Source organism: Aurantimonas litoralis (assembly GCF_026153195.1).
Taxonomy (GTDB): Bacteria; Pseudomonadota; Alphaproteobacteria; order Rhizobiales; family Rhizobiaceae; genus Aurantimonas; species Aurantimonas coralicida.
The window spans coordinates 148,363-160,996 of the sequence record NZ_JAPFBM010000003.1 but is presented as its reverse complement, the minus strand read 5'-3'; the positions used below and the strand labels follow the sequence as shown (position 1 = coordinate 160,996).

Genomic DNA, 12,634 nt, shown 5'->3' with positions numbered 1-12,634 from the left:
CCCTGACGCTGCACTGCGGCAGATTGGCGCCATGATCACGATCCATCACCTGAACAATTCGCGCTCCCAGCGCGTCCTGTGGCTCCTCGAGGAACTCGAGGTCACCTACGAGGTGAAGCGCTACGAGCGCGCCAGGGACATGCGCGCGCCGGCCGAGCTGAAGGCCGTCCACCCGCTCGGCAAGTCGCCGGTGCTGACCGACGGCGCGCGGACCGTCGCCGAGACCGGGGCCATCGTCGAATACATCCTCGCCGGCCATGGCAACGGACGGCTGATGCCGCCTGAGGGCAGCGCGGATTACTGGAACGCCCGCCACTTCCTGCACTATGCGGAAGGCTCGGCGATGCCGCCGCTGTTCCTGATGCTGGTGCTGCAGATGATCCCGGCCCGCGCGCCCTTCTTCGCCAAGCCGATTCTCAAAACCTCGATGAAGAAGGTCGACGACATGCTGGTGCGCCCGCAGATGGCGCTGCATCTCGACCATTGGGAAGCCTCGCTCGGCGACACCGGCTGGTTCGCCGGGCCGGAAATGACCGTCGCCGACATCATGATGAGCTTTCCCGTCGAGGCGGCCGCCCAGCGTTTCGGCTACGAGGACCGACCGAAGCTGCGCGACTTCCTGCTGCGCATCCACGAGCGCCCGGCCTATCGCCGCGGCCTGAAGCGCGGCGGCCCCTACGCCTACGCCTGAGGCGCGATCGGGCTCAGCGCCCCTGCGTCAGAAGGATCTTCACCGCGAAGGCCGAGAACACGCTGGCGAACAGCCAGTCGATGCCGCGCATGATCTTCGGCCGGCGCTTCAGCGCCGCCGCGAACCTGTCGGCGGCCAGGATCATCGCCGCGCTCATCGGCACCGCCAGGACGATGAAGAACACGCCGAGGAAGAACAGCTTGCCGGCGACGTCGCTGTCCTGCGCCGAGACGAATTGCGGCAGGAAGGTCACGAAGAACAGGATGATCTTCGGATTGAGGAGATTGATCCCGATCCCGGTCAGCCAGTTGGAGAACAGGCTGTGCGGGCGCCGCGCCGCGGTGCCGTCGAGGCGGAAGGTGGAACTGCCGCGCACCGCCTGGATGGCGAGGAAGACGAGATAGCCGGCGCCGACGATCTTCAGCGCCAGGAACGCCTCCGGCGAGGCGGCGATCAGCGCCGAGATGCCGAAGGCGGCAAGGCTGGTGTGGACGAGGATGCCCGTCGCCGCCCCGAGCATGGCCGCGAAGCCGGCCGCCCGCCCTTCCGACAGGGTGCGGCCGAGAAACAGCGTCATGTCCGGCCCGGGGGTGATCGTCAGGACGAACGCCGCGGCGACGAAGGCAAGCAGCGTCGCAAGATCGGGAAGAAAGCTCATCGCGCCCTCATCTGTGTGCCGGGACCCTTCGCTCGCGCCATCTGCGGCAGCGGCAGACCGGCGCCGAACCTAGGCCCGCAACGGGCCGAACGCCACCGGATTTCCGCCCGCACCGGCCCTGCCCGTGCGACGCCCGGTTTCCCTCGCGGCCCGCTTTGCGCTAGAGCCCATGCAAACGGCAAGACGGAAGAACCCATGGCACAGCATCGCGACATCAAGAAGGTCGTCCTCGCCTATTCGGGCGGCCTCGACACCTCGATCATCCTGAAATGGCTGCAGACCGAATACGGCGCGGAGGTCGTCACCTTCACCGCCGATCTCGGCCAGGGCGAGGAGTTGGAACCGGCCCGTAAGAAGGCCGAGATGATGGGGATCAAGGAGATCTACATCGAGGACGTGCGCGAGGAATTCTGCCGCGACTTCGTCTTCCCGATGTTCCGCGCCAATGCGGTCTACGAGGGCACCTACCTTCTGGGCACGTCGATCGCCCGGCCACTGATCTCCAAGCGACTGGTCGAGATCGCCCGCGAGACCGGTGCCGACGCCATCGCCCATGGCGCCACCGGAAAGGGCAACGACCAGGTCCGCTTCGAGCTGTCGGCCTATGCGCTGGCCCCCGACATCAAGGTCATCGCGCCGTGGCGCGACTGGGAGTTCAAGTCGCGCACCGATCTCCTCGATTTCGCCGAGAAGAACCAGATCACCGTCACCAAGGACAAGCGCGGCGAGGCGCCCTTCTCGGTCGACGCCAACCTGCTGCACTCCTCCTCCGAGGGCAAGGTGCTGGAAGACCCGGCGGAATCGGCGCCGCCCTACGTCTTCATGCGCACCGTCAGCCCCGAGGACGCGCCGGACCAGGCGACGATCATCACCGTCGGCTTCAAGAACGGCGATCCGGTCTCCATCGACGGCAAGGCGATGAAGCCGCACGAGTTGCTGGCGGCGCTGAACGATCTGGGCCGCGACAACGGCATCGGCCGTCTCGACCTCGTCGAGAACCGCTTCGTCGGCATGAAGTCGCGCGGCATCTACGAGACGCCGGGCGGCACGATCCTGCTCGCCGCCCATCGCGCCATGGAATCCATCACCCTCGACCGCGGTGCCATGCACCTCAAGGACGAGCTGATGCCGCGCTATGCCGAGCTGATCTACAACGGCTTCTGGTTCTCGCCGGAGCGCGAGATGCTGCAGGCCGCCATCGACCACAGCCAGCGCCATGTCGAGGGCACGGTGCGGCTGAAGCTCTACAAGGGCAATGTCATCGTCGAGGGCCGCGAGAGCGCGAAGTCGCTCTATTCCGACGCGCTGGTCACCTTCGAGGACGATCACGGCGCCTACGACCAGAAGGACGCCGCCGGCTTCATCAAGCTGAACGCCCTGCGCCTGCGCACGCTCGCCAAGCGCGACGGCCGCTAGGCTCTCGCCCGGCGCCCGCGCGCCGGCAGCAGTCCCGAACGACAAAGGCCCGGCGGATCGCTCCGCCGGGCCTTTTCTTTGCCGGAACCGTGCGCCTATCGGGCGGGCGCCGGCTCCTGCGCGGCGACCGGGCGCCGGCTGCGGTTGAAGGCCATGGCGGTCAGGACGATCGCCAGCCAGACGACCGCCAGGATCAGCCAGATGCCGCCATAGATCAGCCCCATGCCGATCAGGCCGGCCTGCACGACGTAGTAGGCCATGGGGATCAGTGTCATGCGGATCACCTCGCCCTCGCGGTCGGTCAGGCCCACCACGGCGGAGGCCGCGACGACATTGTGGACGCAGATCATGTTGCCGGCGGCCCCGCCCACGGCCTGCAGCGTGACGACGATCATCGCGCCGGCCGCGCCGAGCCCGATCTGTTCGGCCGCCGAGAACTGGAACAGCGAGAACATCATGTTCGACACGGTGTTCGAGCCGGCGATGAAGGCGCCGAGCGCCCCGATCAGCGGCGCGAAAAGCGGCCAGGCGCTGCCAACGACGCTGGAGACGCCTTCGGCCAGTACCAGCGGCATCGATTCCAGCGGCCCGCGGCCGGTGTTCAGGAACACCTGCACCATCGGCACCGCCAGGAGCAGCGCCGGCGCCGCGGCGACCATGGTGCGGGCCGAGCCGGCCCAGGCCCTTGCATAGGCCTTGCCGCTCATGCCGAAGATGAACACCGCCAGCAGCGAGGCAATGATCAGCACCGCACCCGGCGAATAGAGCAGCTGCGCCGTGGCGTTGATGCCCGAGCCGAACAGATCGTTGAAGGCGAGCGTCGCGCTCGGCGAGGTCAACGCCGCCTTCAGCGGCGCGATGACCCGGGTCAGCACCAGCAGCACCGCGATGATCAGATAGGGCGACCAGGCCCGCATGAGCGAGATCTGCCGGCCGCTGGCATGGCCCGCCGCCACCTCTTCGGCCTCGGCGGCCTTCAGCGTGCCGAACCAGTGATCGTTCCAGCCCTGCCGCGCCGGGAACTCGAACCGGTCCTTCGGCAACAGGAAGCCGCGGCGCGCCGCCGGCACGACGATCAACAGGCCGATCAGGCCGCCGACCAGCGACGGAAACTCCGGCCCCAGCAGCCATGCCACCAGATAATAGGGGACGGTGAAGGCGATCCCGGCGAAGAGCGCGAACTTCCAGACCCGGAAGCCCTCGATGAAGGAGCGGTTGGCGCCGAAGAAGCGGGTCAGCATGCCGACCATGATCAGCGGGATGACGAAACCGACGAGCGCGTGGACCATCGCGACATTGGCGGCGATGGCATAGACATAGTCGATCAGCGGCAGCGGCGAGATGGTCTGCAAGACGCCGTCATTGCCCGACAGGCCGGTGTTGATGCCGACGAGCATCGGCGTGCCGACGGCGCCGAAGGAGACCGGCGTCGACTGGATGATCAGCGTCACCAGCACGGCCGCCATGGCCGGGAAGCCGATCGCCACCAACAGAGGTGCTGCGACAGCGGCGGGGGTGCCGAAGCCGGAGGCGCCCTCGATCATCGAGCCGAACAGCCAGGCGATGATGATCGCCTGGATGCGGCGGTCGGGCGACAGATCGGTGAAGCCGCGGCGGATGGCGCGGATGGCCCCGCTTTCATGCACGGTCTGCAGGACGAGAATGGCGCCGAAGATGATGAAGAGCAGCGTCAGCGCGGTGACGAGACCGTTGACCGTGGCGCCGGCAACCGTGCCGAGATCCTGGCCCCAGACGGTGAGCGCGATTATCGCCGTGGCCGCATAGGCCACCAGCATGGCGAGCTTGGCCGATCGCCGCATGACGACGAGCAAGACGAACACGATCGCGACCGGCAGCAATGCCAGGCCGAAGAGAACTCCCTGCCCCATTCCCGTTTCCTCCGAAGGGTGAGTGACTTGGCTGCTAATTTTCCTCGGCTGGACAGAAAGCAAGAGGGATTGTTCGCCGTCCTGACGATTGACTGTTCAGACCGGCTTTTCCCGGGCTCCTGCGATCCCCAGATAGACGAAAGTCTGATCCCGAAAGGTGCCAAGCGATGATCCCCTATTCCGTCCTCGACCTGTCGCCGATCCCCGAGGGCGGCACCGCCGCCGACGCCCTGCACAATTCCGGTGACCTGGCACGCCACGCCGAGGCGCTCGGCTACACGCGCTACTGGATGGCCGAGCATCACAACATGACCGGCATCGCCAGCGCCGCGACGGCCGTGGCGCTCGGCTATGTAGCGGGGCAGACGCAGACGATCCGCGTCGGCGCCGGCGGCGTCATGCTGCCCAACCATGCCCCGCTGGTGATCGCCGAACAGTTCGGCACGCTGGCGACGCTCTATCCCGACCGGGTCGATCTCGGCCTCGGCCGCGCGCCGGGCACCGACCAGATGACCGCGCGGGCGCTGCGCCGCAGCCTCGACAACTCCGACAACTTCCCCCAGGACGTGATGGAGCTGATGGTCTATTTCGAGGAGGCCGAGCCGAACCAGCGCATCCGCGCGGTGCCCGGCGAAGGCACCCGGGTGCCGGTGTGGATTCTCGGCTCCAGCCTTTACGGCGCCCAACTCGCCGCCCATCTCGGCCTGCCCTATGCCTTCGCCTCGCATTTCGCGCCGGGCGCGCTCGCCCAGGCCATCGAGGTCTATCGCGACAGCTACCGGCCGTCGGAGCGCTGGCCCGAGCCGCATTTCATGCTGGCGGTCAACGTCTTCGCCGCCGACAGCGACGAGGAAGGCCGGGTGCTGAAATCCTCGATGCAGCAGGCCTTCGTGAACCTGCGCACCGGCATGCCGGGACCGCTGCCGCGGCCGGTCGACGATTTCGAGGCCCGCGTCGACCCGATGGCGAAATCCATGGTCGACCAGGCGTTGTCGGTCTCGGCCACGGGCTCGCCGGCCAGTGTCGCCGCCAGCCTGTCGGCGCTGATCGACACCTACCGCCCCGACGAGGTGATCCTGACCGGCCAGATCCACGATCACGCGGCCCGCAAGCGCTCCTTCGAGATCGCCGCCGGGGTGATGCAGGAGATCGGCGCCCGACGCGACGCCGCCGAATAGGCAGTCACGGGTTTCGGAAGAGCGGTCCGCCGCCCGGGCGCTTTGCAGCGCCGACGCGCGGCGCTACAGATTGCGCGTCACGGATGCGGAGTGTGCCCGATGCCCGCCCTCACCACGATCGGCTTCGATGCCGACGACACGCTCTGGCACAATGAGCGGTTCTTCCAGCTGACCGAGGCCCGGTTCCGCAAGATGCTGGCCGATCATGCCGATGCGGAGCTGGTCTCCAGCCGGCTCCTGGAGGCCGAGCGTCGCAATCTCGGCCACTACGGTTTCGGCATCAAGGGCTTCGTCCTGTCGATGATCGAGACCGCGCTGGACGTCACCGGCGACACCGCCTCACCGGCCATCGTCCGGCAAATCCTCGATGCCGGCCGCGAGATGCTGGAGCACCCGGTCGAAGCCCTGCCCGAAGCGCAGGAGACCCTTGCCGCGCTTACCGGGAGCTATCGGCTGGTGCTGATCACCAAGGGCGACCTGTTCGACCAGGAGCGCAAGCTCGCGGCCTCCGGGCTGGGCGACTATTTCGACGCGGTGGAGATCGTCAGCGACAAGACGGCGGCGACCTATGAGCGGCTGTTCGCCCGCCATGGCGACGGGCCGGCCCGCGCCATGATGGTCGGCAATTCGCTGAAGTCGGATGTGCTGCCGGCGCTGGCGGCGGGCAGCTTCGGCGTCCATGTCCCGCACGAGCTGACATGGGCGCTGGAACATGCCGAGGCTCCAAAGAGCGCGCCGCGTTTCCGGCAGGTCGACAGGCTCGGCGAAGTGCGCACCATCCTCGCAGAGATCGGCTGAGCGCGGGCCGGCCCGCCTCAGTCGCGGCCGGCCAGATGCTGGGCCTTGCGCAGATCCGGGAACATCCACGACCACAGGCCGGCGACGCCGACTGTCGCGAGCCCGCCGAGCACCACCGCCGGCACGGCGCCGATCCAGAAGGCCATCACCCCGGCGCGGAACTCGCCGAGCTCGTTGGACGCGCCGATGAAGACCATGTTGACGGCATTGACCCGGCCGCGAACCTCGTCCGGCGTCCAGAGCTGCATGATGGTCTCGCGGATGTAGACGCTGATCATGTCCGACGCGCCCATGAAGATCAGCGCGACGATGGCGAGCCACGGCACGGTGGCCATGCCGAACAATGCGGTAAAGGCGCCGAACAGGCCGACGAAGACGAACATCTTGACGCCGGCATGGGTCTTGATCGGGTGGGCCGCGAGCCACACCGCCATCGACACCGCGCCGATGCCCGGGGCGGCGCGCAGGAGCCCGAGCCCCCAGGGGCCGACATGCAGGACGTCCCGTGCATAGACCGGCATCAGCGCCACGGCGCCGCCGAGCAGCACGGCGAAGAGGTCGAGCGAGATCGCGCCGAGCACCACCTTCTCCGACCAGATGAAGCGGAAGCCGGCGACGATGGTCTCGAAGCTCGCCGGCTCGCTCGAGCGCTTCTGACTGGGCGCGGTGATCGACAGGACCAGCACAGCAGCCGCGACGAACAGCGTCAGGCCGGTGCCGTAGGCGGCGACGGGCGACACGCCGTAGAGCAGCCCGCCGGCAACCGGGCCGACAATCGCCGCGATCTGCCAGGAGGATGAGTTCCAGGCAATCGCGTTGGCGAGTTCGCGCTTGGTGACGAGATTGACCACCAGCGACTGCGAGGCCGGGCCGAAGAAGGCGCGGGCAATGCCGAAGCCGACGAGAATGGCGAAGACCGGATAGGGTGTGGCGAGACCGTGCCAGGTCAGGAGCAGCAGCCCGAGGGCGCCGAGCGCCTCGACGAGGATTGCCACCGCCATGATCATCCGCCGCGAATAGCGGTCGGCAGCCGCCCCGGTGACCAGCACCAGGACGAGAGCCGGCAGGAACTGGCAGAGGCCGACGATCCCCAGATCCAGCGGATTGCGGGTCAAATCGTAGATCTGCCAGCCGACCGAGACGACGACGATCTGGATGGCGAAGGTGGAGAAGAAGCGCGACAGCCAGTAGCGCAGGAACCGCGGATTGCGGAAGGCGGCGAAGCGATCCTCGACCGGAATGGCGCTCGCGTCCGGATCGCCCGGCGCGGCGGAAGCGGTCTCACTGTCCTGTGTCACCCACGCACCTGCAACGATCCGGCCCGCACCAACCGGGCAAGGCGGACCATGACTGCGCGATGTCCTGGAAGGAAATGATGGCTGGTGGAGCTGAGCGGGATCGAACCGCTGACCTCGTCATTGCGAACGACGCGCTCTCCCAACTGAGCTACAGCCCCGTCCACCATTTCGACCGGCATTTAGTGCCGCGGCGCCGGCCCTGTCAACGCCCCTTGCATGGCGGCCACGGCGTGACCGAACCGGGCCGGTCGCGCAAGCGGCGAAGCGGGCGCGGCTTGCGTATCGGCAAGGCGATGGCTACATCCGAAACCGTTATCGCAAAGGGCCCGATTTGATGCTTGCAGTCACCTACGTCCTCTATCAGGCACTCAATCTGTACTGGTGGATCGTGATCGCGTCGGCCGTGTTGTCGTGGCTCTATGCCTTCAACATCGTCAATCCCGGCAATCCCTTCGTCGACTCCGTCGGCCGCTTCCTGTGGCAGATGACCGAGCCGGTCTATCGGCGCATCCGCCGCGTCCTGCCGGATCTCGGCGGCATCGACCTGTCGCCGCTGGTCGTCCTGTTTGCCATCATGTTCCTGCAGTATCTGATCGCGGTCTACGTCAATCCGGCGATCTACAGCGCCGGCATCTGAGCGATCGCTCCGCCCGGTCCGGTGACGGACGCGCGCTTCTGGCGGCCTGACGGCGAGGATGCCGTTCTCGTCGATCTCCGCCTGACGCCGAAATCCGCCGCGGACCGGATCGAGGGCAGCGTAACGGATGCGGCGGGACGCGCCTTCCTGAAGGCGCGGGTGCGGGCCGTGCCCGAGGACGGCAAGGCCAATGCCGCGCTTCTCAAGCTCCTGGCCAGGACGATCGGCGTTCCGAAATCGGCGGTGACGCTGGTTGCGGGCCACATGTCGCGGGTGAAGACCCTGCGCCTCACCGGCGACGCTAAGCGTCTCGCGGCGGCGCTGAACGCCCTGAACTGACCTTTAGACACCAAAACGCCGCCCGAACTCAGTCGAAGGCGGCGTGGCATGCATTCATGTGGGGCAGAGCGGATCGATGCCCGATCGCGGCGTCCTGCGCCGCGGCCTCAAGTCTCAGAGACGGCCGAAGCGGACGGCCTGAGTGATCTGCGACCGGCCGACGCCGATGTCGGCGAGCTCGCGGTCGTCCATCATTTCCAGCTGGCGGATCTGGTTGCGATGGTTGCGGTAGGTGTTGAGGCGGGTGGTCAGACGGCGAAACATGGGATCCTGATTCCAGGGTTTGGGGTTTTCGATAGCCATCAAATAAGAGATCGCACTGCACAAAAGTAGTGCGTTTTGCTGCACGTCTCGTGTGCATTCTGCGCATGACGCAGTCATCAGTCCGTCAATATCTTCGATGCTACATTGCTCCGCCCCCTCGTCCGGACGGCGGAATGCAGAACGGGCGCGGCAGTTGCCCGCCACGCCCGTCACTGGATGCTGTCTGTGGACCGGTCCGGTCAGCCCTTGGCGTTTTCGGCCCGCTCGACCGCCGCGGTGATCAGCGAGCGCGCCTTGGCGCTGTCGCCCCAGTCGCCGATCTTGACCCACTTGCCGGGCTCCAGATCCTTGTAGTGCTCGAAGAAGTGGGCGATCTGCAGCAGCGTGATCTCCGGCAGGTCGCCATATTCGCGGACATTCTCGAAGCGGCGCGTGATGTGCGGTGACGGCACGGCGATGATCTTCTCGTCCTCGCCGCTGTTGTCTTCCATGACCAGCACGCCGATCGGGCGGCAGTTGATCACGCAGCCGGGAAACAGCGGGCGGGTGTTGCAGATCAGGACGTCGATCGGATCGCCGTCATCCGACAGGGTGTGCGGCACGAAGCCGTAATTCCCCGGATAGGTCATCGGCGTGTAGAGGAAGCGGTCGACGACCAGGCAGCCGGCGTCCTTGTCCATCTCGTACTTGATCGGGTGGCCGCCCAGCGGCACCTCGATGATGACGTTGATGTCTTCCGGCGGGTTCTTGCCGCGGGCGATCGCGTCGATGCGCATGATGTGTCCTTCCAGATGTGGCCTGTCGATCCGAACGGGCGACCCGCCTCGCATGTCCCCAAAGGACGCGAGAGCGATCCATGGCAGGGATGATCGCGTTGGTGGCCCGGTTTTCCCGAAGACGCTCTAGCCGCTCCGGCGAACCCGCGCAACACGCGGCTGCGCAGGCTGTACGGCCCTTCGGCCGGGCGCAGGCGCGTCGGCTGCGGAGGTCAGTTCCAGAGGAAGGCGATCTTGGCGACCTTGCGCGTGTCGAAGCATTCGCTGCCTTCGGCGATGTCGCGGCCGCCGAGGCGCCCGTAGAACTCGATCGCCCGGTCGTTCTCGGCCAGCGCCCAGACCACCAGCCCCTTCAGGCCCCGCTCGCGCAACAGCGCGGCGGCGGCTTCGAACAGGCGCTTGCCGAAGCCCAGCCCCTGATATTCGGGCCGCAGATACAGTTCGTAGATTTCGCCGTCGGCGCGGAGCGCCTCGGTGCGGTTGCGGCCCAGCGTGGCGTAGCCGATCGGCGCGCCGGAGAACTCGGCCACCAGGATCGCCGCGCCGCTGCGGATCGCCGTGTCCCACCAGTCGTCGTTGCGCCGGCCGATCATCTTCTCGAGGCTGCCATGCGGGATCAGCCCGCCATAGGCGCCGCGCCACGAGGTGGCATGCACCGCGGACAGGGCGGCGGCATCGTGCGGTTCGGCCAGACGGATTTCGGCGGCAAGCGTCTTCATGGAAGCTTAACCATAACCCACATCGAACGATCCGTCTTGGTTCGCCGGCACCGTCCGGCGATTCGCGGCGACTGTAGTCGTCCGGGAGTCCGAGCGGGGACACAGCAAGTGGCTATCCCCCGGTTTTTGCTGGGAGGTCGGATCGAAGGCGCGGCTATCGGGGCGCCAGCACGCCCTGCGCCAGCGCCCGCTGGATGCCGGCAATGTCGGCACGCCGCGACAGCGGCCGGGTGATCGGTGACTGGCCGGACACCCAGAGCGTCATTTCCGAATCCGTATCGAAGCTGCCGGCGGTCTCGATGGCAAACATGGTGATCGACCGATAGGGCACCGACTGGATGTGCCGCTTGCGGCCGGTCATGCCCTGCTTGTCGACCATGATCAGCCGCAGATCGGTGAACACCAGCAGATCCCGCACGATCTGGAAGGCGAGTTCGACGCCCTCTCCCGGCAACAGGATCGGCGCCAGATCGGCCTCGATCGCCGTCGCGTCCGCATCGCTGGAAAGGCCCATCAGGCCGGAAATCAGTCCCATCGCGTCACATCCCCGTTTCGTCTTCGCCGCCATTTCGGGCGCCGTCCGGCACTGTCCACCCGCGATGCCCACCGACGACGGCCATCAGTTTTTCTAAGGCATGGGTCAGAATTTGAAACTCTGCCTTACCGACCCGGCGGATTAAGGTCTGCCCACCTGGCCTCGCGGCACCCGTTCGCGCGGCTGCGCGTCTGGGAGGATCGCATGAAGCACGGTATCCGGCATCTCTACATTCCCGGCCCCACCAATGTCCCGGAGCGCGTCCGGCGGGCCATGAACGTGCCGATGGAAGACCAGCGGGCGCCCGACTTTCCAGCCTTGTCGCTGCCCCTCTTCGAGGATCTGAAGCGCGTCTTCAAGATGCGCGAGGGACGCGTCTTCATGTATCCCTCCTCCGGCACCGGAGCCTGGGAGGCGGCGATCCAGAACACCCTGGCGCGCGGCGACAGGGTGCTGATGTCCCGCTTCGGCCAGTTCTCGCATCTGTGGGTCGACATGGCCCAGAGGCTCGGGCTCGACGTCGACGCCATCGACGTGGAATGGGGCGCCGGCGTGCCGCTCGATGCCTATGAACGCGCGATCGCGGCGGACCGGGCGCATGCGATCCGCGCCGTCTTCGTCACCCACAACGAGACCGCCACCGGCGTGACCTCGGATGTCGCCGGCGTCCGGCGGCTGCTCGATGCCCATCAGCATCCCGCACTGATCTTCGTCGACGGTGTCTCGTCCATCGCCTCGATCGACTTCCGGCAGGACGAATGGGGCGTCGATCTCGCCGTCGCCGGCTCGCAGAAGGGCTTCATGCTGCCAGCCGGCCTGTCCTTCCTGGCCGTCTCCGAAAAGGCCCTGGCGGCGGCCCGCGACAACCGGCCGAAGATGGAGCGCACCTATTTCGCCTTCGCCGACATGATCACCCACAACGACAACGGCTTCTTCCCCTACACGCCGCCGACGCAGTTCTTCCACGGGCTGCGGGTGGCGCTGGACATGCTCTTCGAGGAAGGGCTCGACAATGTCTTCGCCCGCCATCACCGACTGGCCGAGGGCGTGCGGCGGGGCGTCGACGCCTGGGGCCTGAAGCTGCAGGCCGTGGCGCCGCAATGGCATTCCGACACGGTCTCGGCGATCCGCGTCCCCGAGGGCGTCGACGCCAATGCGGTGATCCGCACCGCCTATGAGCGTTACGACACATCGCTCGGCGGCGGGCTGGCGCAGCTCTCCGGCAAGGTGTTCCGCATCGGCCATCTCGGCGATCTCAACCCGGCGATGTGCCTGACGGCGCTGAGCGTCGCCGAAATGGCGCTGGCCGATGCCGGGGCGCGGATCGAGCTTGGCTCGGGCGTCGCCGCCGCACAAGGCTGGTACCGGGATGCCGCCGCCGAGGGCAGCGCCCTCATGCAGCACGCCGCGGAATAGAGATTTCCGCTAACTGAACT

General features: G+C 67.1%; 14 protein-coding genes and 1 tRNA gene. 7 read left to right on the top strand and 8 right to left on the bottom strand.

From position 1 onward, the window contains the following. Positions 1 to 31: 31 nt before the first annotated feature. Positions 32 to 691 carry a glutathione S-transferase family protein gene (locus N7I30_RS08240; RefSeq protein WP_188076427.1) on the top strand — a complete coding sequence of 220 codons (660 nt, stop codon included), beginning with the start codon at positions 32 to 34 and terminating at the stop codon, positions 689 to 691. A gap of 13 nt (positions 692 to 704) precedes the next feature. Here N7I30_RS08240 and N7I30_RS08235 read toward each other — a convergent pair whose 3' ends face one another. Then, positions 705 to 1,349, bottom strand: coding sequence for a LysE family translocator (locus tag N7I30_RS08235; protein WP_024351896.1), 645 nt, complete (start codon positions 1,347 to 1,349; stop codon positions 705 to 707). Positions 1,350 to 1,544: 195 nt separating this feature from the next. On the opposite strand from N7I30_RS08235, the gene N7I30_RS08230 reads away from it, so the two are divergent. Next, positions 1,545 to 2,765, top strand: coding sequence for an argininosuccinate synthase (locus tag N7I30_RS08230; RefSeq protein WP_009207897.1), 1,221 nt, complete (start codon positions 1,545 to 1,547; stop codon positions 2,763 to 2,765). Between the two features lie 95 nt (positions 2,766 to 2,860). Here N7I30_RS08230 and N7I30_RS08225 read toward each other — a convergent pair whose 3' ends face one another. Further along, positions 2,861 to 4,654: an L-lactate permease gene (locus tag N7I30_RS08225; RefSeq protein WP_024351898.1), complete on the bottom strand. Its 1,794-nt coding sequence runs from the start codon at positions 4,652 to 4,654 to the stop codon at positions 2,861 to 2,863. A gap of 167 nt (positions 4,655 to 4,821) precedes the next feature. On the opposite strand from N7I30_RS08225, the gene N7I30_RS08220 reads away from it, so the two are divergent. Next, positions 4,822 to 5,832: an LLM class flavin-dependent oxidoreductase gene (locus N7I30_RS08220; protein ID WP_498638019.1), complete on the top strand. Its 1,011-nt coding sequence runs from the start codon at positions 4,822 to 4,824 to the stop codon at positions 5,830 to 5,832. A 99-nt stretch (positions 5,833 to 5,931) separates the two neighbouring features. Continuing rightward, positions 5,932 to 6,630 carry an HAD family hydrolase gene (locus N7I30_RS08215; RefSeq protein ID WP_498638017.1) on the top strand — a complete coding sequence of 233 codons (699 nt, stop codon included), beginning with the start codon at positions 5,932 to 5,934 and terminating at the stop codon, positions 6,628 to 6,630. A 17-nt stretch (positions 6,631 to 6,647) separates the two neighbouring features. Here N7I30_RS08215 and N7I30_RS08210 read toward each other — a convergent pair whose 3' ends face one another. Together N7I30_RS08210 and N7I30_RS08205 are read right to left on the bottom strand one after the other, a co-directional pair. Then, positions 6,648 to 7,871: an MFS transporter gene (locus tag N7I30_RS08210; RefSeq protein WP_228240796.1), complete on the bottom strand. Its 1,224-nt coding sequence runs from the start codon at positions 7,869 to 7,871 to the stop codon at positions 6,648 to 6,650. Positions 7,872 to 8,010: 139 nt separating this feature from the next. Continuing rightward, positions 8,011 to 8,086: transfer RNA gene (locus N7I30_RS08205), tRNA-Ala, on the bottom strand. A 176-nt stretch (positions 8,087 to 8,262) separates the two neighbouring features. Here N7I30_RS08205 and N7I30_RS08200 point away from each other — a divergent pair. Together N7I30_RS08200 and N7I30_RS08195 are read left to right on the top strand one after the other, a co-directional pair. Beyond that, a complete protein-coding gene (locus N7I30_RS08200) occupies positions 8,263 to 8,565 on the top strand; it encodes a YggT family protein (RefSeq protein WP_228240747.1) in 303 nt (100 codons plus the stop codon). Between the two features lie 21 nt (positions 8,566 to 8,586). Next, positions 8,587 to 8,904 (top strand): DUF167 family protein, encoded by a 318-nt coding sequence (locus tag N7I30_RS08195; RefSeq protein WP_498638016.1) that lies wholly within the window; start codon positions 8,587 to 8,589, stop codon positions 8,902 to 8,904. A gap of 114 nt (positions 8,905 to 9,018) precedes the next feature. Here N7I30_RS08195 and N7I30_RS08190 read toward each other — a convergent pair whose 3' ends face one another. From N7I30_RS08190 to N7I30_RS08175, 4 genes are all read right to left on the bottom strand, one after another. Beyond that, positions 9,019 to 9,168 (bottom strand): DUF1127 domain-containing protein, encoded by a 150-nt coding sequence (locus tag N7I30_RS08190; RefSeq protein ID WP_155898549.1) that lies wholly within the window; start codon positions 9,166 to 9,168, stop codon positions 9,019 to 9,021. A gap of 239 nt (positions 9,169 to 9,407) precedes the next feature. Continuing rightward, complete coding sequence (gene ppa, locus N7I30_RS08185; RefSeq protein ID WP_009211470.1) at positions 9,408 to 9,944, bottom strand: inorganic diphosphatase; 537 nt, start codon at positions 9,942 to 9,944, stop codon at positions 9,408 to 9,410. A 212-nt stretch (positions 9,945 to 10,156) separates the two neighbouring features. Then, positions 10,157 to 10,663, bottom strand: a complete 507-nt coding sequence (locus N7I30_RS08180) for a GNAT family N-acetyltransferase (protein ID WP_024351904.1) — start codon at positions 10,661 to 10,663, stop codon at positions 10,157 to 10,159. A 154-nt stretch (positions 10,664 to 10,817) separates the two neighbouring features. Next, positions 10,818 to 11,198 carry a PH domain-containing protein gene (locus N7I30_RS08175; RefSeq protein WP_024351905.1) on the bottom strand — a complete coding sequence of 127 codons (381 nt, stop codon included), beginning with the start codon at positions 11,196 to 11,198 and terminating at the stop codon, positions 10,818 to 10,820. Positions 11,199 to 11,402: 204 nt separating this feature from the next. Here N7I30_RS08175 and N7I30_RS08170 point away from each other — a divergent pair, with 204 nt between their 5' ends. Then, positions 11,403 to 12,614 (top strand): aminotransferase class V-fold PLP-dependent enzyme, encoded by a 1,212-nt coding sequence (locus N7I30_RS08170; RefSeq protein WP_498638012.1) that lies wholly within the window; start codon positions 11,403 to 11,405, stop codon positions 12,612 to 12,614. The last annotated feature ends 20 nt before the right edge of the window (positions 12,615 to 12,634 follow it).

Bases quoted from the DNA above. Each gene is read 5' to 3' on its own strand.
- N7I30_RS08190 (WP_155898549.1), bottom strand. From the start codon at position 9,168: ATGTTTCGCCGTCTGACCACCCGCCTCAACACCTACCGCAACCATCGC.
- N7I30_RS08180 (WP_024351904.1), bottom strand. From the start codon at position 10,663: ATGAAGACGCTTGCCGCCGAAATCCGTCTGGCCGAACCGCACGATGCC.
- N7I30_RS08200 (WP_228240747.1), top strand. From the start codon at position 8,263: ATGCTTGCAGTCACCTACGTCCTCTATCAGGCACTCAATCTGTACTGG.
- N7I30_RS08170 (WP_498638012.1), top strand. From the start codon at position 11,403: ATGAAGCACGGTATCCGGCATCTCTACATTCCCGGCCCCACCAATGTC.
- ppa (WP_009211470.1), bottom strand. From the start codon at position 9,944: ATGCGCATCGACGCGATCGCCCGCGGCAAGAACCCGCCGGAAGACATC.
- N7I30_RS08225 (WP_024351898.1), bottom strand. From the start codon at position 4,654: ATGGGGCAGGGAGTTCTCTTCGGCCTGGCATTGCTGCCGGTCGCGATC.
- N7I30_RS08220 (WP_498638019.1), top strand. From the start codon at position 4,822: ATGATCCCCTATTCCGTCCTCGACCTGTCGCCGATCCCCGAGGGCGGC.
- N7I30_RS08230 (WP_009207897.1), top strand. From the start codon at position 1,545: ATGGCACAGCATCGCGACATCAAGAAGGTCGTCCTCGCCTATTCGGGC.
- N7I30_RS08215 (WP_498638017.1), top strand. From the start codon at position 5,932: ATGCCCGCCCTCACCACGATCGGCTTCGATGCCGACGACACGCTCTGG.
- N7I30_RS08175 (WP_024351905.1), bottom strand. From the start codon at position 11,198: ATGGGACTGATTTCCGGCCTGATGGGCCTTTCCAGCGATGCGGACGCG.
- N7I30_RS08235 (WP_024351896.1), bottom strand. From the start codon at position 1,349: ATGAGCTTTCTTCCCGATCTTGCGACGCTGCTTGCCTTCGTCGCCGCG.
- N7I30_RS08240 (WP_188076427.1), top strand. From the start codon at position 32: ATGATCACGATCCATCACCTGAACAATTCGCGCTCCCAGCGCGTCCTG.